This window comes from Winogradskyella sp. (assembly GCF_028282165.1).
In the GTDB taxonomy this organism is placed as follows: domain Bacteria; phylum Bacteroidota; class Bacteroidia; order Flavobacteriales; family Flavobacteriaceae; genus Winogradskyella.
The window spans coordinates 284,293-303,441 of record NZ_JANQIM010000033.1 but is presented as its reverse complement, the minus strand read 5'-3'; the positions used below and the strand labels follow the sequence as shown (position 1 = coordinate 303,441).

Below are 19,149 nucleotides of genomic sequence, written 5' to 3'. Positions count from 1 at the left end.
TAATTTTATGAAGTTACTTAAATACTGTCTCGTTTTTTTCATTTTCTCAAACCTTGGATTAAGTCAAAATCAAAATCCAGAATTGTACAATAGACCTTTCGTGATTTTTGAAGGATGTGAAGAATCCGAAGATAAAGAGCGTTGTTATGAAATCTTGTTTCATGAGTTTTTGGCAAAGCATGTAAATTATAAAACACTTAAAGACACTATATTTTTTAAGGCCAAAAAAGATACTATAAGTATACATACAAGTATATTATACGATGAAGGAGGCAAAGTGGTAGAAGACTACTCTAATATCTCAAGTCCTTTAAGTAAAAAGCCTGAAGCACTGAAGTACATCTTAGATAGTATTCCGTTAGTGAAACCTGCATTAGATATTTATAATAATGGTGTATCATTTAATGCAAGGTATTTATTTGGCTTTTTGTTAGATAAAGTTAATGACTCTATTGTGCCCATACTAGGTTATACTCCCTCTGAAGTTCCCTTTGCTTTTATAGAAAAAGTACCAGTTTACAGAGGTTGTGATGAGAACATGACAAATGAAGAGCTGAAAAATTGCATGAATGATAAAGTAAGAGATGTAATCTCAAAAAACTTTAATCAAAAGCTTGCCAGGAAGTTGAAACTCTCTCCTGGAATTAAAAGGATTAACGTGATGTTTAAAGTAGATAAAAAGGGGCGTGTATCTGAAATTTTGGCACGTGGTCCTCACCCAACTTTAGAAAAAGAAGCTATTAGGGTCATTAAAAAGATTCCTAAACTAAAAAAACCAGGATACCAAAAGGGAAAACCAGTAATTGTCCCTTATGCCATACCTATTGTATTTAGAGTAACAAATTAAAAAAGCGTCTCAATCCCGATGGCTATCGGGAGAGACGCTTCAGTTTTTTCAGAAAACGGTGATTATAGATTTAAAACACCATTCTCAGCACCAGCAAAATCGTTCCAAGCATAAGAATCTGCTTGCTCATCGTTGATGTAGGTGCCATCAACTACATATCTGAATTCGTATGAGTTTTCGCTGGGTAAATCAACAGTTCCTTTAAAGGTACCATTCTTTAATTTCTTTAATTCTGTAGCTTCAGTATTCCACTCGTTAAAGCTTCCAACAACCGCTACATTTTTTGCCTCTTTTGCCGGAACAGAAAATGTCACTTTACAAACTGGCTTACTTTTTAAATACTGCTTTTTAATTGCCATAATAATTAATTTAATTCTGGGGTCAAAAGTATAAAAGAAAAAACCACAAATTAAAGTTTAAATTGCATTAGATGAAAGAATTATCATTTTAATAAAATAGGCTTTACTTTTTAATAAACTCCACAATTTTTTAGCTCTTAATTTATAAGATCATCAACAAAAAAATTAGAGCTTTTAGCCTGATAATCAACGATATCGTTTTCGAAAAACCCTAATTAGTTGCAACAAAAAATAACGATAACGTTTTAGTTAAAAAGAAGTATCTTTATATCCTCAATTTTGGATTATGTTCGGGAAGAAAAAACAAGTTTCATCTATAGATAAAGACCAATTAGAACTTATAGAAAATGCACAAAAACGCATTAGACAAAAAAAACGTTTATATATCCATTTTGTCATTTTTTTAATTGGTGCCGTATTCTTAATTCTGGCCAATACTGTCCTTGGTATTGGAAAGGATTTTACTATTGCAGGCATTAATTGGTTTGTCTACGCTATATTGGCTTGGTTATTTTTATTTGCTTATCATTTCATAACTGTATTTATTACTCATAAGTTTATGGGTAAAGAGTGGGAAAAGCAACAACTAGACAAATTAGTAAATCAACAGCAACAGCGTATAGATAAGCTAAAGGAAGACTTTTTAAAAGAAGAAAAAAAGATCGCGCAATCTCAAGCTTACAATGAATCACAATTAGCAAATAATACAGAAGAAAAAAAAAACTCCAATGAATTAACGATAATTGTTGCAGCAGGAGAGGATAATGCTATTGGTAAAGATAATGACCTTATCTGGCATTTGAGTAACGACTTAAGGCGATTTAAAGAACTAACATCTGGCCATCACATTATCATGGGACGCAAAACCTTTGAAAGTTTTCCAAAACCTCTGCCAAACAGAACACATATTGTCATTACCAGGCAAAACGATTACAAAGTACCAAATGGTGTTATTGTTGTTAACAATCTTGAAGATGCTATTGATGCCGCTAGAAAAGACGATCAGCCTTTCATTATAGGTGGCGGTGAAATTTACAGACAATCTATTGCTTTGGCCAACAAATTAGAAATGACAAGAGTTCATAGCACTTTTGAAGGTGCAGACACTTTCTTCCCTGAGATAAATCCTGAAAAATGGAAAGAAGTGAGTAGAACCACTCATGATGCTGATGATAATCATAAGTATGCATTTTCTTTTATAACTTATGAAAAAAGATAACAGTCCTATTTATCTTCTGTAAAAACTAAATTTTGTCTAAAAAAATGAGCAACATTTAGTTTGCCTTCAGTTATCACTTTGTTAGTCCATAGATTTCTACATTTAGTTGTTTGAGAATTTTCAAATGAAAAAATTCATGTACTTTTGCAGCACTAAAATTTAGTCCATATGAATGCATACATATTTCCAGGTCAAGGCGCTCAGTTTTCTGGTATGGGTCTAGACCTTTACGAAAGTTCTCCATTAGCACAAGAACTTTTTGAAAGCGCCAATGATATACTTGGTTTTCATATTACCGATGTAATGTTTGAAGGCTCTGCTGAAGATCTGAAACAAACCAAGGTGACTCAACCTGCCATCTTTTTACATTCGGTAATCTTGGCAAAGACCTTAGGGGACAGCTTTAGACCAGACATGGTTGCTGGCCATTCACTTGGAGAATTTTCGGCATTGGTCGCTGCTGGTGCCTTAACTTTTGAAGATGGATTAAAATTAGTATCTCAGCGTGCTCAGGCCATGCAAAAAGCCTGTGAACTGCAACCAAGTACTATGGCAGCCGTTTTAGGCTTAGATGACGATGTTGTAGAAAAAGTATGTGCCATGACTGAAGGCATCGTTGTTGCAGCAAATTATAATTGCCCAGGTCAATTGGTAATTTCGGGAGAAATAGAAGCAGTAAATAAAGCCTGCGAAACGCTTAAGGAAGAAGGTGCACGTCGTGCATTGGTATTACCTGTAGGTGGTGCATTTCACTCTCCCTTGATGGAGCCCGCTCGCGAAGAGCTCGCCGCCGCGATTGAAAATACAACATTCAGTAAGCCAAACTGCCCAATATATCAAAATGTAACAGCCTCAGCAGTTACCGATGAAAGCGAAATAAAGACCAATTTAATCTCACAATTAACAGCACCTGTGAGATGGACACAATCCGTTCAGCAAATGATTGCCGACGGTGCTACTCATTTTACAGAGGTTGGCCCAGGTAAGGTATTACAAGGTTTGGTTAAGAAGATAAATCGAGAAGCAGAGACCGACTCTGCAATATTCGAAGCTAATTAAAGCCCCTTCCGTTTTGAACAGGAATCTATTTATAGCCCTTCTAATCGTCTTCAATATCGCTATTGATCAAATTTCGAAAGTTGTTGTAAGAAACACAATGACTAGAGGAAGAGATGGAGAAATTGATGTAATCGGCAACTATTTTCAATTGATCTGGGTAGAAAATAAAGGTGCTTTCCTTGGTATGGGAAGTGATATGAACCCAACACTCCGTTTGATCTTTCTTTTAATATTGCCAACTCTTGTACTCCTATATGTTATCTATTATATTGTAAAGCATAAAGATCTGGATCGTTTAAGCTTAATTGCTTTTTGTTGTATCATAGGAGGCGGTATTGCTAACGTATTCGATCGTATCGTTTTTGGCGAGGTCACGGATTTTTTCTTTATCGATTTAGGTGGTGTGTTCAAAACGGGCATATTTAATGTGGCGGATCTATCTGTTACTACTGGGATGATTATGCTGCTCTTTAGTGGTGTTTTTAACAAGAAGAAAGTCATTTCACAAACAAATTCATAACGGTTTACAAAACAGAAAAGGTCCTTAAAAAAGGACCTTTTCTGTTTTGAAGACTAGTAGTTAGTGTCAAAGACACTAAAAATATTTACTCAAGGTAGTGAAAAGGTTGTTACCTCACTGGCACCAAAAGAACCCCCTTCTTTTATAACGTCACCGTTTAGAATAAGCGAATAGCTTCCTTGTCCAAACCCGCAGCAAATTCCATCCGAAAATGCATCGTAAATAACAAAACCAAAATCGCCATCTTCTATACAGATACGCTCTATTATAGATTCGTTATCTAAATCATCATAACCACTTCCAGAGGCAATTAATGTTGGTGATGTATTAATATCAATATACAATTCCCAACTCGTTTCTTCTGCATAACTATCAAAGGTAATATCTAAAACAAGCTCATTAACTGGACAAACAATCACGATAGGCATACTTATTGGGTGTGGATTTAAGGCAAAATCTTCATCTGCAAAACCCAGTACTAATCTATCGCTACTACCAAAACTATTGTCTATTATGGTAACATCAAATTGTGCTGATCTTTCATTGGCTGGTATAGTGACAGAACTAGGTACATTATAATAATCTGAAGCTATTGTAGAACCAGAACCACCATTAAACTCCAATGGTAAAACTTCTAAGTTATAAGTTACATCTGAAGATGATGTCCTTGAGTTATAGACCGTAATTGTCTTCGTGGAAACTCCATCTTGATTTAGTTCAAAATTGAAATTATCGTCTTGAAAACTGATAAGATTATAATCGGAAACACCAACAACATCTGTTTCACTTTCACAAGCAACAAACATTAAACATAACATTACTAATATTTTATATAAAGTTCTTTTCATCTCTTTCAAAATTAATCGTTAATAAAACCATCTGTGTAAAAAGGATTAGCATCTAATTCTACTTCTGGAAGCTTTAAGAAAAATAAATTACTATTTACTGGGACATCTACATCAACACGATGCGTATTTACGTCTCTTTCAATCGCTAAATTATATCTCTTGGCATCAAACCATTCAACACCAAATTCGCCGTAAAACTCTTTTCTTCTTTCTAATAATATCTCATTGAGTAAAGCAGTACCAGAATTATTACTCATTACAGCATTAGGATCTCGATCTGATTGTAAAGCAAACAGTAAACTCTGAGCCTCTTGGGTATTACCTAAATGGTATTGCGCTTCAGCATCTAACAGTACAAACTCAGATTTTCTGAGTATAGGAATATCCGAAGCGAACGAAAAGGCAAACTTACTTGAGACAAAGTCTCTCCATGGTTCGGAGGCACCAGCTCCGTAAAAATCAAAAAATGTATTTCTTACGTCGGTAGGTGAAAATAAATTGGCAAAATTTGAATCTGCATAAGTTACTTGCCATGACAATACCGTATGATCAAAAGTCGCTGCTGGATGTCCCCAGAAAAAGTTGGTTTCATCATTACCATTTTGAAACATTGCCCAAATCCATTCATCATCTTGCATATCATTAAATCCATTACCCCAATTTGCAGATTGAACAGCTTGGCTAGCATTGTTATCATAAACTGTTTTTGATAATTCTGAAAGTCTAGACCAATCATCTTGTGTTACAGACAAAACTCTAGCCAAGATTGCTTGAGCTACTTTTTTATTCACATAGCTTTTCCCTAATCTAGTATCTGGCAAATCTACTATAGCTTCTTCTAGATCTTGAATAACAAAATCATAAATTTCGCTCATAGGAGAAGGTGGATTACCATTAGCAGTTTCTAAAGTCACTCTAGTTGTATAATATGGAATCCTTGCTAGTAATCTATCATTATTATAGTTAGGGCAAAAATCTAGAAGCAGTTGAAAATGATGATATGCCCTAAAAAACTTTCCGATGGCAATAAACTCCTTTTTGTCTGATTCATTTAGTGCGCTTGATTGTACGCCATCAATTAAAATATTAGCGTAATTAACATTTAAATAATTGAAACCCCAAGCAAAAATAACGCGCCTAAAATTAGGTTCTCTATTTCCATGCTCATAATCAAAATTATAAGGAAACCCTCCCTGAATTAAATCCTTGCCTTTTACAGCTCTTGCCATGTAAAGCGAATACAAACCTCCTGCATCTGCTGCTGCAGGTGAATTTGCATCACTATATTGCCCTTTATAGTTTGACAGAATTCCTGAAACAAACAATTGGACGTTCTCCCTAGAATTAAACACAACATCTTCAGTAATACCTGAGTTATTTTCTGGTTCTTCTAAAAAGTCATTACTACACGAAGCAGCAACTATTGTAAGACAGAGAATAGTAAATAATCTGAGTCTTAGACTCTTTATTTTCTTGAATAATATTAAACTTTTTTTCATAGTAATTATATTTAAAATTGTAGCAAAGTACCGATTGTAAACGTTTTTGGTAAAGGCGATCTACTTGCAGTTGTCCCGCCAAAAGATTGCTCTGGATCTATTCCAAAATGAGATTGCCAAGTAAGAATATTATCTCCTTGAAAATATACTCTAGCCTTCTTTAATCCTGTCCTTTTTAGTGCATTCTCAGAGAAGTTATATCCAATAGTAAGGGCTCTTAATCTTACATAATCATTCTTAAACAGCCATCTATCTGAGGTCTGTGTAAACTCAACATTAGCAGTAGTTAAACGAGGAAAATCAGTAATATCACCAGGTTGTGACCAAGCCTGAAGGTTATCGGGATGTGCTGGTGCTCCATTTGTGTCAAAATTCCCGATTAAGCCAGAATAATCCGTATCTAAAAGGTAGGCTCCAAAACTATAATTGAAAGTTGCCGACACGTCAAAATTCTTAAATCTGAAATTCGTATAGAAACCACCTTGTATATCTGGAAGTGATTCTTTTCCTGTTTCATATCTAGTGGCATCGCCATATACGTTTGTAACTGTTCGACCTGTAACGTTTCCATTAGTGTCAGTAATATCCTGATACCACAGCGCATCACCGGTAGCAGGATTAACACCTGCCCATTCTCTTAGATAAAACTCAAATAAAGAATTTCCTTCTTTCCAAAGTTTAGTGCCATTTATAAACTGATCTTGTGGTAAACTCGTAATCTCATTTTTTTGAAATGATGCATTACCACCAATATTCCATGACACATCTTCAGTATCTATTATTCGTGAATTTAGCGTAATCTCCAAACCACTGTTTTTAACGGCTCCATTGTTTGTGAAAATATCTGTAGCACCTGTAGAATACGCAGCGGGAACTGAATATAATAAATCTATACTCTCTCGTTCGTAATATTCTATTGTTCCGGACAATACACCTCTATAAATCGAAAAGTCCAAACCAAAATTAGTTGTTGCTGTTTTTTCCCATTGTAATGATGGGTCTGGCAAAGAACTTGGCGGAATAGCTACTGGGTTTCCTTCAACCGGAGAGATAACTATATTTCCTGGGTTTGCACCGACAAACACAAATTGATAAGGAAAAAAACCAATACCTGCATTATTCCCCAACTCTCCATAAGATGCTCTAAGTTTTAAGTTATCTAACCAGCCAGAATCTGAAAGAAAATTTTCTTTAGTTACTATCCAACTACCACCTACTGAATAAAAACTTCCCCATCTAAAATCTCTGCCAAATTGGGAGGCACCGTCTCTTCTAAAAGAGGTTTCAAAAAAGTATTTATTGTCATAATTATAGCTAAGCCTTCCTAAATAACCGTTTACCCTACTACTGATTCTTAAACCACTTATTGATTCTGGAATGTTAGTCGTTTGTAACTCCTCTAAATCGGGTAATAATCCAGTGCCTGAACCTCTGAAAGAATCAGAGCTATTTGTATAGGCCTCCATTATTGCATCAACAGACACACTATGCAATCCAAAAGAATTGGTATAATTTAATTTCTGTATGGCATTGAGCGTAGTAGTGACATTTCTTACTTTACTAACCCTACCCTGAATATCAGAAGCAATACCAAACTGATCATCATCAAAACTGTGAGAATCAAATAAGAAGTTTTCATAAGCCAAATTGGTCCTAAACGTGAAGTTTTCCAAAAAATTGATTTCGGCGAAAGCATTTCCGATATAATTGGTTCTTATTCGCTCTTCAGTTCCTAGCCTTATGATTGCCATAATATTTTCTCCACTTCTAGGAATTCTGTTGGCATTAACAGCCTGACCAAGTCTTCCTCCATTACCATTTCCAAGATCGAAAAATGGATTTCCTGATGCATCAAATACTAAATCCCCATTAGCATCTCTTGCATAAATTGGGAATACATTTCCCACACCATATATCCAAGAAACTGCACTAACCGCTCCATCCTCAGGATTACCTGAAGAAGATCTAGAAAAACTGGTTCTTAAACCTATCTTTAACCAATCTTTTAATTGCGAGTCAAAATTAAATCGTGTAGAAATCCTTTCGAAATCTGCTTCTATCACCTGCCCCTCTTCATTTAAGTAATCTAAAGAAAAGAAGTAAGAACTCCTTTCGCCGCCACCTTGAACAGATAAATTATGGTTAACTCTTGGTACATTTCTTCTTAACAAAACATCTTCCCAATCTGTACTGAACTTTAAATTTGCACCATCTACCAAATTCCCATCTACACCAACAGGGTTTGAAACGTCATAGGGGTTATAGCCTATTAAACCTATTAAACCATTAGAAGCATTTTGTGCTGCCAATTCTGGCGATTGACCAAACTCATAGACATTTCTATTCCTCGCTGCAGACCAAAGCAACTCTAAATAAGTTCCTGGATCAACTGTATCATGTAGTCCAACTGCTGGATTAGAAATACCATATTGAGTTCTTATACTGACAGTTGCAGACGTATTTTTTTTACCTGTTTTGGTAGTGATTATTACTACGCCATTTGCACCTCTTGATCCGTATAATGATGCTGAAGCACCATCTTTTAAAACTGTTAAAGACTCTATTTGATCTTGACTTATAGTATTCAGATTACCATTAAAAGGTGTCCCATCTAAAATGATTAAGGGCGAACTATTTGCATTAATACTTGAAAATCCTCTTACTACAAAAGATGGATTATTACCAGGCTGCCCTCCTTGGGTAATCATATTAATCCCTGCTACAGAACCTTGAAGCGCCCTTAATGGCGATGTTACCTGCTGTTGTTCAATTTCTACTGCACCAACAGCTTGAACAGATCCTACTACAGCTTCTCTCTTCTGGGTACCATAAGCGACCACTACCACCTCATCAAGTGCATTACCTTCTTTTAAGGCAATATCATATACATTAGCAGTGCCTATTATTATCTCGGTTGTTTCCATTCCTACATAAGAGATGACTAAGACTTCGCCTTCTGCTACGTCTATTCTAAATTTGCCATCAAAATCCGATTGTACACCTCTTGAAGTATTTTTTACAATCACGTTTGCACCTGGCAAAGGCAATCCGTCTGATTGGGTAGTTACGGTTCCTGTTATTGTTTTTTCTTGGGTAAAAGCCAATTGAAAGCCAAAAAATAAATACAACAGAACCAAACCATAATTTTTTACTTTCATAAATCTTAATTTAAATTATACAGTTTGTTTGTTGCAAAAAGAAAGGTCGGCAGTGAAGTATATTTTAAAGACTAACTTAAAATAATTACTTTGATGAAATTAAAGTTAACATGGTTATTTCATGGGTTAAAGTAAGACGACAACACTGCCTTCCTTTGCAATTGCTCCCACAAAGAAGCCAAGAAGGACTGAAATATAGGTTAATGGCTATAAGGATTTACTGATGCCGAAGAATAGTTACCGTTTATTTACCTTCTCTGTGGATTCTATAAAGGTGAAACCCATCTATAACAGATTACAGTATTTCTAATAGATTTAGGTCATAAACGCCTTTTCACTTAAGGCTTATTTAAATGATGCTTAAACAGTTACTACTTGTTGATAAGAGGTTTATTAATAGAATTAATATCTTAGCGGACTTATTCTATGGGAATAAAATTTTATAGAAGATACTTTTTAGTGCAAAGACAATTAAAGGATGTGTTATTTAGACCTTAGCTAAATGAAGTGACCTGATATAACTAGAAGGTGTTTGATTCATATGCTTTTTAAACGCCTTATTGAATGTTACCTTGTTATTATAGCCAACCTCATAGGCTACTTCTATTATGTTTAAGTTACGTTTCTTATCCTTATCAAAAATATCTACTGCTTCTATAATCCTGAAGTGATTTACCAAATCGTAAAAACTCATACCGAAATGCTCATTGATGACCTGTGATGTATTGTGTCTTGTTGTACCCAACATCTCTGAGAGCAACTCTAGATTTATATTGTTGTTTTTGTATACTTTATCATTTATTAACAACTCTATTAGCTTTTCCTTAAGCTCATTAGAGAGACTTTGAGTAAGGTTGGACTTTTCGTATTTAATGGGTAATTTATCACTACCCTCAGAATTATTGTTAGCATTCATAATGATTTCTGGTCGTAATCCAGACATTAAAGCCATGTAAAAAATCATGGTAATCATAAAAACTGTCTTTAAGTAAGTGAATGGTTGATATTCTATAAATCTAACCACTACTGTACCATGAAGAACATAGACGAGCGCATAGCCAAAGAAGATAATCATTATGCTCCTTTCCCATATTACTCTACTCTTAAATTCTAATTTTTTCACTCCCCTCTTTTCTTCTTTATTTTTATAGATATTATAGATTCCGAGCGCATAAAAACTCAATGACAGCACCTTTAAAACGACTATAACCTTTCTACCTATTGATACGGATTGTGTATTATCTAACAACAATTGAAACTTTTCTGTTCCGCTTAGACTATAGTTTGGTATTAACCACATAATAAGAAGAATTGTAGGTACTAAATGTATCGAATCCTTCAAGGACAACTTGTAATTCTGAACTACCCTTTTAAAATAAAAATAGAGCAATGGTCCATACAAAAATGAAAAGGGTGTTGAAATATAAAATGAATGTGGAAACTTTAAGTTATAATTAGACACAAATAAACTTATATGTAACATAAATAAGGAATTGAATAGAATAAATGATCCTATTAACAAAACGGATGTTCTATCTAAATTCCTTTTGGCAAAAAGTATGATTACCATAAAAATACCGATGACTCCTGTCAAGGCATGTATTATAGCAAGAAAATTAACTTGGGGTTTGTATTCTTTAATTAAATTATCATAAGGTGCTTCTCCTTTTATTCCCGAAAACACATGGTCGTTTAAAATTGATAAGTCTTGTGTGTACCGAATGTATTTCTTAATATGTTTTGACGCTTTTTCTGCATTACTATTGTCAGAATATAAAATTGCTAAAGCTTTATTTACAAAAACAGAATCTCCGGCCTTGCTAGACAATAGAGTCTCATGGATTTTTATTAACTCAACCCGTTTAAGAGAATCCCTTAGCTCTTGATTTTTCAGAATACTATCTAAGCTTTTTTTCGACAAAAAGCCAAAAGTTGCAGAAGGTCTTTCTTCTCCACTAATAGTTGCGTTACTCATGCAAAAAAACAAGAGTAGGGTCGTAAATAACAATATACGCCTTAGAAAAATCATTTTTGGGGTCCATGTTGATTAAAAAGTTTTGTCAATCTTCAAGTTATAATCAACACTCGAATTAAATTCTTAAAGATTTCTTAAAAAAGATAAGAAAGTGTAAAACCCGATAAAAGTTTACCTTTTTTTAAGAATTTCAACAATTAAAGCCACAAAACGATTTATTTCCGCAAAGGAGAATCTTTACAACATAATAACATCCTTTATTGTTTAAAGGTAGTTTAGAATATCATTCCAAAATGGTCTAAACTTACTTTCTGAAGATTATGGTTAATTTTTGTAGATATAGAAATAGATATTTTGCAGTGATAGCGCCTGTATTCCGAAAACAGACTTCCATTATTTATACATTTCTTATTTTTTGCTCCCATTTCCAAGCTGACGCCATGGCATCATCTAAAGTCAGTTCAGTTCTCCAACCCAGAACATCATTCGCTTTGTTAGTATCTGCATAAGCTGCTACAACATCACCTTCTCTTCTATCCACAATCTTATAATTTAATTTTCTTCCTGATACTTTTTCGAAGGATTGAATGGCTTCTAATACGGAACTTCCCTTTCCGGTGCCTAAGTTAAAAACTTGAAAATTAGATTCATTTTTACGCTGAAGTAAGCGTTGTAATGCTACAACATGGGCCTTTGCCAAATCTACAACATGAATATAATCCCTTATACCGGTTCCGTCTTGGGTTGGATAATCTCCTCCAAAAACTGATAATTGCTCTCTTAAACCAATGGCTGTTTGAGTAATAAAAGGTACTAAATTCTGAGGAACACCTTTTGGTAACTCGCCTATTTGAGCTGAAGGATGCGCACCAATAGGGTTAAAGTATCTAAGGGCTATACTATTCAATTCCGAGTTAACCCTACAGGTATCTTTAATAATTTCTTCACCAATTTGCTTAGTGTTTCCATATGGGGACTCGGCAGGTTTTACAGGAGCATTCTCAGTAATTGGCAACTCATCTGCTTGGCCATAAACCGTACATGAAGAACTAAAAATAAAATTCTGGTGTTGTAATTTCCCTATTTCCTTCAGTACATAAACCAGTGTGTTAATATTGTTCTCATAATACATTAATGGCTTTTGTACGCTTTCCCCAACAGCCTTACTCGCCGCAAAATGGATGATACCGGCAATATCGTTATGTGCTTTAAAAAAGTCTTCAACTTTTGATCTTATCTTTAAATCGAGTTGTTCAAAATGAGGCTTTATTCCCGTAATCGCTGTAATACCATCTATAACATCAATCGAAGAATTACTTAAATCATCAATTATTACAACCTCAAAGCCTTCATTTTGTAATTCGACAACGGTATGCGACCCAATGAAACCTAGACCTCCAGTAACTAAAATTTTCATCTTAAGAATTGCTATTTATAAAGTTTAAGACCGTTGATGTAATAAAGTCAATCTGCTCATCATCAAGTTCTGTATGCATTGGCAATGAAATTACTGATTCAACCAATCTATTGGTTACTTGAAAGTCATCTTCGTTATAGCGCTCGTCTTGATATGCTTTTTGTTTGTGCAGCGGAATTGGGTAATAAACACCGCATGGAATACTATTCGCTTGCAAATGCGCTACTAGAGCATCTCTGTCTACACCCTCTAATTGCAATGTATACTGATGAAAAACATGGCAATCGCATGTATCACATATACCATCGCAAGTAGATTTACCTGTTGGCACTGTAATCTTGGGATGACCCTTAAAGATTTGAGTATACTTTTTTGCTGCATGTCGTCTTGTGGCATTATAATCATCCAAATGCGGCAATTTAGCATCTAAAACCGCAGCCTGAATGGAGTCTAATCTCGAATTTACACCAACCACATCATGATGATACCGTTTATACATTCCGTGATTTACAATCCCTCTAATGGTATGTGCCAAATCATCATCATTGGTAAAAATAGCACCACCATCTCCATAACAGCCTAAATTCTTTGATGGAAAAAACGATGTAGAAGCTACATGACCTATTGCTCCTGTTTTAGTTTTACTTCCATCCTTGTGCGTATAATCGGCCCCTATACCTTGTGCATTATCTTCGATAACATACAAATTATGCTTTTTAGCTAAACCCATTATGGCATCCATATCGGCTGCCAACCCGAATAAATGGACTGGAACTATAGCTTTGGTTTTTGGCGTAATCGCCTTTTCTATAGCATCAATATCTATGTTGAATGTAACTGGGTCTACGTCGACCAAAACTGGCGTTAATTTTAACAATGCTATCACCTCAACAGTTGCTGCAAAAGTAAAATCTGCTGTAATCACCTCATCACCTGGCTCAAGACCTAATCCCATCATAGCAATTTGAAGAGCGTCAGTGCCATTAGCACAAGGAATTACGTGCTTAACACCTAGATAATCTTCCAAATTCTTTTGAAATTGATGAACTTTAGGACCATTAATAAATGCTGCGCTGTCGACCACTTCTTGGATTGATGGATCTACAACCTCTTTGATTTTTGCATATTGACCTTGAAGGTCAACCATTTGAATTTTTTTCATTTCGACGATTATAGTTTATGTAAGCCTCTTTAGCTTAGGCACTAGCGAAAATACAAAATTGTAAGCGCTAAGCCAATGCAATTAATTGAAAGAACTGTATTTTAGCACAAATCTAAATTATTGAGACAGCTCTATTCCATAGGAATTTATATTGCCAGCTTTGCAATTAAGCTTTTAGCTCCTTTTAATTCAAAATTAAGATTAGGCGTTATAGGAAGAAAAGAAACCTTTGGTAAGCTTGAGGCTTGTATAAGTAAAAATGACAAAGTCTTCTGGTTTCATTGTGCCTCCTTAGGTGAGTATGAACAAGGTTTACCTGTTTTTGAAGCTTTGAAAGAAAAATACCCAGACCATAAAGTGGTACTTTCATTCTTTTCCCCTTCAGGTTATGAAGTTAGAAAAAACTCTAAAATTGCAGATGTTGTGGTTTACCTTCCGTTTGATACTAAAGCTAATGCCAAACGTTTTTTAAACATTGTAAATCCAGATTACATCATATTTGTAAAGTATGAGATATGGCCTAATTTTTTACTAGAAATAAAAAAGCGCCAATTAAAAGCTATTCTCATATCGGCTGTCTTTAGAACATCGCAAAGTTTCTTTAAGTGGTATGGTGGATTTATGAAATCTTCGTTATTTGCTTTCAAAACCATTTTTACACAAGACGATAACTCTAAATCTTTACTTGAAAAAATAAACTACAGCAAGGTTACTGTTTCTGGCGATACACGTTTTGATCGTGTTACCAACCAATTGAAGACCAATAATACCATATCCTTTATTGAAGATTTCAAAAATGGAAAAGATTGCATTATTTTTGGTAGTACATGGCCAGAGGACGATAAATTATTTTTGGAATACATAAACACTAATGATAGTATAAAATTTATTATTGCGCCACATAACATAAAGCCTGGCTATATGGTCTCACTAAAATCGCAACTTAAAGTAAAGACCATCTGCTTTTCCGAAATGAACGGCAAAGACCTTTCTAGTTATAATGTGTTTATTTTAGATACCATTGGTTATTTAAGCAGAGCATATAATTACGCAGATATAGTTTATATTGGTGGTGCTGCTGGACACACTGGGTTACATAATATACTTGAGCCAGCAGTTTTTGGCAAACCTATAATTATCGGTAAGAATTATACTAAATTCCCAGAGGCAAAAGCACTTATCGAATTAGGTGGAGTTGTATCTGCTTCTACTTCCTCTGCCTTCGAGTCTGTAGTAAACTATTTAGTTAAGGACACTTCATTGAGAGCTCAAAAAGGGAAAATCAATAAAAACTATATTGAAAATAATAGAGGAGCAGTCATCCAAATCCTTCAATACATTCGTATATAGCTACACTGCACTAATAAATGTTGAAATTTTGTTAAAATTTCGCTTAAATTATTATTTTAGTGCATTAACAACAATTAACACTAAAACTATCAAAATGAAAAAAGTTGTATTAAGTATAGTACTTATTGCTGTACTAGGATTGTCTCTTACATCTTGCAGAGAGACTAAAGAAAAAACTGACGAAGCTGTAGAGAACGCTTCTGAGGCTGTTAATGAAGCTGGTGAGGCTGCCGGTGAAGCTGTAGACAATGCTGTAGATGCTGCAAATGATGCCGCTAATGCCGCTGGTGAAGCCGTTGACAATGCAGTAGACGCTGCTGGCGAAGCCGTTGATAATGCAGTTGATGCTGCTGGCGAAGCTGTTGACAATGCGGTTGACGCCGCTGGTGAAGCCGTTGACAATGCAAAAGAAGCTGGCAAGGATGCTGTTGACAAAGCCAAAGATAAAATGAAAGGAGGAAACTAATTAAAGTTTCTTATAAAACAAACTTAAAAGCCTGATTAGCGTCAGGCTTTTTTTGTGAAGAATTCTATTTAGTTGATTCCGCTAGCTTAAGTTCGCTTGGCACCACTATGGTCTGTAATTCGTGGTCTTCTGTATTTAAGTGCTTAATCAATAATTTTACGGCCATTTTTCCGATCTCTAAGGCTTTTTGGTGGATAATTGAAATCTTTGGGCTAGATAACAATTGTGTATGTTCGTACCCAAATCCAATAACTGACAAATCTTTTGGCACGATTCTCCCTATTTTCTTTGCCATGTTTATGGCTATAATGCCCGTAATGTGATCTATAGATATTATGGCATCAATTTCTTTATGCGCTTTTAAATAGTTATGGATATTTGCTTCAACATCATCGACATTTCCAAGCTTTAGAACATTAGAGTCTAACCCGGACTCCTCAACAGCTTTCTGATAACCTTTAATCCTCAACTTGCCTACGCTTAATTCTTCAATATTACTTACCAGAAGAATATGCTTCCTATTTTCCTTTTTTATGAGATACTCGGTAGCATCATAAACGGATTGAAAATCATCCACTACTACTTTATCGCAAATAATTTCGTTCACTACCCTATCAAACATCAATATAGGAATTCTACTATCGATAATACCTGTTATGTGCTCCGATTGTTCCTTAACTTGACTCTCTCTGGCAACAGCCATTATAAAGCCATCGACGCTACCATTGGATAATAATTCTAAACTACGCTCTTCCTTCTCTAGAGATTCATCAGAAAGGCACACAATTATGTCATATTTATTATCTGTAGCACTTTTTTCGATACCATGTAAGACTTGAGCAAAGAAAGGGTTTTTAACGGTAGGAAGAATTACGCCTATTGTTTTTGTCTTATTGGTTTTCAACTGCTGTGCTATACGGTTGGGTTTATAATTTAATTTTTCGGCTAATTCTATTACCCTTTTCTTTGTACTAGCACTGATTTCGTGACTATCGTTTAGAGCTTTAGATACAGTAGATACCGAAATATTTAGGAGTTTTGCTAATTCTTTTAATGTTGTCATAATACTTATTTTAAAATCTGTCCTAAAGCTTTATCGATTGTATTTACAGGAAGCTTACATGTACCATTAGTACAAACGTAAATTAATGTTTCGTCCTTATTAAACTTATTCTTTAACAATGGTAAATCACTTTCGGTTGTTGAACCTGAAATGAGGACGTTTGGAATATATAGTACTTTCAGTTGTTTTAAAATATCCTTTGCTTCCTCTCCGGAAATCACCACCTCATAATATGGGTTAGAATAGTTTAAATACAATGACAGCCAATTGGTATATGCTGATGGAATCTTAAGCATGGTATCATTGACATTTTTAAGCATTTGATGGGCTAATTCTGAATATACTTTATCGCTATAATAGTGTCCTAGCTTTAATAAACATTCTGCCAAAACAGAATTTGATGAAGGAATTACATTATCAAAAACTTCTGTTTTTCTGGCAATTAAATTAGAGGAACCTTTTGAAGTAAAATAAAACATTTCTGTTTTCTCATTCAAGAAATGCTCTATGGTATAATCCATCAACCCTTTAGCTATACTCAACCATTCTTCATTAAACGTAACTTGATATAACCTTATAAAAGCAGCAATGGTATGTGCATAATCTTCAGAAAAACCATTAATAGTGCTTTTCCCATTTTTATAACTATGAAATAACAAACCGTCACCCTTCAGTTGATTTTTTTTAATAAAATTTGCATTAGTAATTGCCTTTTTTAAATAGTCTTCATTACCAATAGCTTTATAGGCATCTACATAACCCTTTAGCATAAGGGTATTCCAGGATGTCAATACTTTATCATCTAGCCTTGGCTTATTTCGTTTATTTCGAGCTTCAAGAAGTTGCTCTTTCCAATCATTGCGTTTAGAATCTAAAACCGTAAAACTTAGCTGATGCTCAGTAATAAATTCTTCATCGCTAAGCGTTTTATAAAGAACATAATTATCTTTTTCCCAGTTTCCGACAGCATTAATATTATAATAGGCTTTAAACAACTCAAAGTCATCCTCTAGTAAGGATTTTAATTCTTGTTGTGTCCAAACATAAAAGGCGCCTTCTTCCAATTCTTCTTCAGAGTTTTTACTATCCGCATCTAAGGATGAAAAGAAAGCACCTTCTTCGGTGGATAATTCCGTATCAATAAAATCCAAAGTTTCTTCAACAATTCTCTTGTAATCTTCTTTCTTAGTTAACTGATATGCTTTTGAATAAAGACTGACTAATTGTGCATTGTCATAAAGCATTTTTTCAAAATGTGGAATATGCCATCTGTCATCGACCGAATACCTAGAAAAACCACCTGCTATTTGATCGTAAATACCTCCATTAGCCATTTTAGTCAAAGTAGTTAACACATACTTTTTTAGTTCCTCATTATTAGTCTGAAAGCTATAACGTAATAAGAAATCTAAATGACTTGGCATTGGGAACTTTGGTTCCCCTCTTTGACCACCTTGTATAAAATCCAAAGACTGTTTGAATTCATCTACTGTAACGTTTAATGATTTTGTATCAAACTGAACAGGATTTTCGTTTACAACAATTAAATCAGAATTTTTTATCCCTTCAGTAAGCTTCTCCGCATAAGAAATCATCTTGTCCGGATCGTCTTTATAGAGTTTTGATATGTCTTTTAATATTTTTATCCACTGCGATTTTGTGAAATAGGTACCTCCAAAAACAGGTCGACCATCGGGAAGCGTAATACAATTAAGTGGCCATCCACCTCTACCTGTCATAAGTTGAACGGCGTTCATATAGATTTGATCGATGTCTGGTCGTTCTTCACGATCAACTTTTATGTTGATAAAATTATCGTTCATCAGCTTAGCCACGGTATCACTTTCAAAGCTCTCTTCTTCCATGACATGGCACCAGTGACAAGATGAATATCCTACGGATATAATAATTGGTTTATTCTGATCTTTGGCTAATTGCAACGATTCATCATTCCAAGCTTTCCAATCTACAGGATTATAAGCGTGCTGCAATAGGTATGGACTGGTTTCATTTATTAAATCGTTGGCTTTTTCCAAATTGCTTATTGTGTTAGATACATTGTTTTGGATGCAACTCAATAACGAAAACATTAACATGATATAGAAGCCTAGATTTCTGAGCATTTCATCCTTTTATATAAAGTTAATAATAAATGAATAGCTATTTCATAAAAAAAGCGTGTTTACTTTACTTAAACACGCTTTTGA

The 19,149-nt window shown here is 34.6% G+C and carries 15 protein-coding genes; 6 read left to right on the top strand and 9 right to left on the bottom strand.

The window, feature by feature from the left end:
* Positions 1 to 7: 7 nt before the first annotated feature.
* Positions 8 to 847, top strand: a complete 840-nt coding sequence (locus Q0972_RS13300) for an energy transducer TonB (protein WP_299366323.1) — start codon at positions 8 to 10, stop codon at positions 845 to 847.
* Between the two features lie 62 nt (positions 848 to 909).
* Here Q0972_RS13300 and Q0972_RS13295 read toward each other — a convergent pair whose 3' ends face one another.
* Positions 910 to 1,206, bottom strand: a complete 297-nt coding sequence (locus Q0972_RS13295; RefSeq protein WP_299366321.1) for an isoamylase early set domain-containing protein — start codon at positions 1,204 to 1,206, stop codon at positions 910 to 912.
* Between the two features lie 286 nt (positions 1,207 to 1,492).
* Here Q0972_RS13295 and Q0972_RS13290 point away from each other — a divergent pair, with 286 nt between their 5' ends.
* The 3 genes from Q0972_RS13290 (at position 1,493) to lspA (ending at position 4,004) form a co-directional block, all read left to right on the top strand.
* The gene (locus Q0972_RS13290) at positions 1,493 to 2,425 is read left to right on the top strand and encodes a dihydrofolate reductase (protein ID WP_299366319.1); all 933 of its coding nucleotides are present in this window, start codon (positions 1,493 to 1,495) and stop codon (positions 2,423 to 2,425) included.
* A 168-nt stretch (positions 2,426 to 2,593) separates the two neighbouring features.
* Positions 2,594 to 3,484 carry an ACP S-malonyltransferase gene (gene fabD, locus Q0972_RS13285; RefSeq protein ID WP_299366317.1) on the top strand — a complete coding sequence of 297 codons (891 nt, stop codon included), beginning with the start codon at positions 2,594 to 2,596 and terminating at the stop codon, positions 3,482 to 3,484.
* A gap of 13 nt (positions 3,485 to 3,497) precedes the next feature.
* Positions 3,498 to 4,004 (top strand): signal peptidase II, encoded by a 507-nt coding sequence (gene lspA / locus Q0972_RS13280; RefSeq protein WP_299366315.1) that lies wholly within the window; start codon positions 3,498 to 3,500, stop codon positions 4,002 to 4,004.
* A gap of 89 nt (positions 4,005 to 4,093) precedes the next feature.
* Here lspA and Q0972_RS13275 read toward each other — a convergent pair whose 3' ends face one another.
* From Q0972_RS13275 to Q0972_RS13250, 6 genes are all read right to left on the bottom strand, one after another.
* Complete coding sequence (locus tag Q0972_RS13275) at positions 4,094 to 4,852, bottom strand: DUF1735 domain-containing protein (RefSeq protein WP_299366313.1); 759 nt, start codon at positions 4,850 to 4,852, stop codon at positions 4,094 to 4,096.
* A gap of 11 nt (positions 4,853 to 4,863) precedes the next feature.
* Positions 4,864 to 6,351 carry a RagB/SusD family nutrient uptake outer membrane protein gene (locus Q0972_RS13270; RefSeq protein ID WP_299366311.1) on the bottom strand — a complete coding sequence of 496 codons (1,488 nt, stop codon included), beginning with the start codon at positions 6,349 to 6,351 and terminating at the stop codon, positions 4,864 to 4,866.
* Positions 6,352 to 6,362: 11 nt separating this feature from the next.
* Positions 6,363 to 9,509, bottom strand: coding sequence for a TonB-dependent receptor (locus Q0972_RS13265; RefSeq protein WP_299366309.1), 3,147 nt, complete (start codon positions 9,507 to 9,509; stop codon positions 6,363 to 6,365).
* Between the two features lie 487 nt (positions 9,510 to 9,996).
* Positions 9,997 to 11,484, bottom strand: coding sequence for an AraC family transcriptional regulator (locus tag Q0972_RS13260; protein ID WP_299366307.1), 1,488 nt, complete (start codon positions 11,482 to 11,484; stop codon positions 9,997 to 9,999).
* Between the two features lie 397 nt (positions 11,485 to 11,881).
* Complete coding sequence (gene galE / locus Q0972_RS13255; protein ID WP_299366305.1) at positions 11,882 to 12,901, bottom strand: UDP-glucose 4-epimerase GalE; 1,020 nt, start codon at positions 12,899 to 12,901, stop codon at positions 11,882 to 11,884.
* Between the two features lies 1 nt (position 12,902).
* Complete coding sequence (locus tag Q0972_RS13250; RefSeq protein ID WP_299366303.1) at positions 12,903 to 14,063, bottom strand: DegT/DnrJ/EryC1/StrS aminotransferase family protein; 1,161 nt, start codon at positions 14,061 to 14,063, stop codon at positions 12,903 to 12,905.
* 120 nt (positions 14,064 to 14,183) lie between these two features.
* On the opposite strand from Q0972_RS13250, the gene Q0972_RS13245 reads away from it, so the two are divergent.
* Complete coding sequence (locus Q0972_RS13245) at positions 14,184 to 15,413, top strand: glycosyltransferase N-terminal domain-containing protein (RefSeq protein ID WP_299366301.1); 1,230 nt, start codon at positions 14,184 to 14,186, stop codon at positions 15,411 to 15,413.
* Positions 15,414 to 15,507: 94 nt separating this feature from the next.
* The gene (locus tag Q0972_RS13240; RefSeq protein WP_299366299.1) at positions 15,508 to 15,879 is read left to right on the top strand and encodes a hypothetical protein; all 372 of its coding nucleotides are present in this window, start codon (positions 15,508 to 15,510) and stop codon (positions 15,877 to 15,879) included.
* Positions 15,880 to 15,943: 64 nt separating this feature from the next.
* On the opposite strand, the gene Q0972_RS13235 is transcribed toward Q0972_RS13240, so the two are convergent.
* Both Q0972_RS13235 and Q0972_RS13230 read right to left on the bottom strand, forming a co-directional pair.
* Positions 15,944 to 16,942 carry a LacI family DNA-binding transcriptional regulator gene (locus Q0972_RS13235; RefSeq protein ID WP_299366297.1) on the bottom strand — a complete coding sequence of 333 codons (999 nt, stop codon included), beginning with the start codon at positions 16,940 to 16,942 and terminating at the stop codon, positions 15,944 to 15,946.
* Positions 16,943 to 16,947: 5 nt separating this feature from the next.
* Positions 16,948 to 19,065 (bottom strand): thioredoxin domain-containing protein, encoded by a 2,118-nt coding sequence (locus Q0972_RS13230; RefSeq protein WP_299366295.1) that lies wholly within the window; start codon positions 19,063 to 19,065, stop codon positions 16,948 to 16,950.
* Positions 19,066 to 19,149 lie beyond the last annotated feature (84 nt).

Bases quoted from the DNA above. Each gene is read 5' to 3' on its own strand.
- Q0972_RS13300 (WP_299366323.1), top strand. From the start codon at position 8: ATGAAGTTACTTAAATACTGTCTCGTTTTTTTCATTTTCTCAAACCTT.
- Q0972_RS13295 (WP_299366321.1), bottom strand. From the start codon at position 1,206: ATGGCAATTAAAAAGCAGTATTTAAAAAGTAAGCCAGTTTGTAAAGTG.
- Q0972_RS13290 (WP_299366319.1), top strand. From the start codon at position 1,493: ATGTTCGGGAAGAAAAAACAAGTTTCATCTATAGATAAAGACCAATTA.
- fabD (WP_299366317.1), top strand. From the start codon at position 2,594: ATGAATGCATACATATTTCCAGGTCAAGGCGCTCAGTTTTCTGGTATG.
- Q0972_RS13275 (WP_299366313.1), bottom strand. From the start codon at position 4,852: ATGAAAAGAACTTTATATAAAATATTAGTAATGTTATGTTTAATGTTT.
- Q0972_RS13270 (WP_299366311.1), bottom strand. From the start codon at position 6,351: ATGAAAAAAAGTTTAATATTATTCAAGAAAATAAAGAGTCTAAGACTC.
- Q0972_RS13265 (WP_299366309.1), bottom strand. From the start codon at position 9,509: ATGAAAGTAAAAAATTATGGTTTGGTTCTGTTGTATTTATTTTTTGGC.
- Q0972_RS13260 (WP_299366307.1), bottom strand. From the start codon at position 11,484: ATGAGTAACGCAACTATTAGTGGAGAAGAAAGACCTTCTGCAACTTTT.
- galE (WP_299366305.1), bottom strand. From the start codon at position 12,901: ATGAAAATTTTAGTTACTGGAGGTCTAGGTTTCATTGGGTCGCATACC.
- Q0972_RS13250 (WP_299366303.1), bottom strand. From the start codon at position 14,063: ATGAAAAAAATTCAAATGGTTGACCTTCAAGGTCAATATGCAAAAATC.
- Q0972_RS13240 (WP_299366299.1), top strand. From the start codon at position 15,508: ATGAAAAAAGTTGTATTAAGTATAGTACTTATTGCTGTACTAGGATTG.
- Q0972_RS13235 (WP_299366297.1), bottom strand. From the start codon at position 16,942: ATGACAACATTAAAAGAATTAGCAAAACTCCTAAATATTTCGGTATCT.
- Q0972_RS13230 (WP_299366295.1), bottom strand. From the start codon at position 19,065: ATGCTCAGAAATCTAGGCTTCTATATCATGTTAATGTTTTCGTTATTG.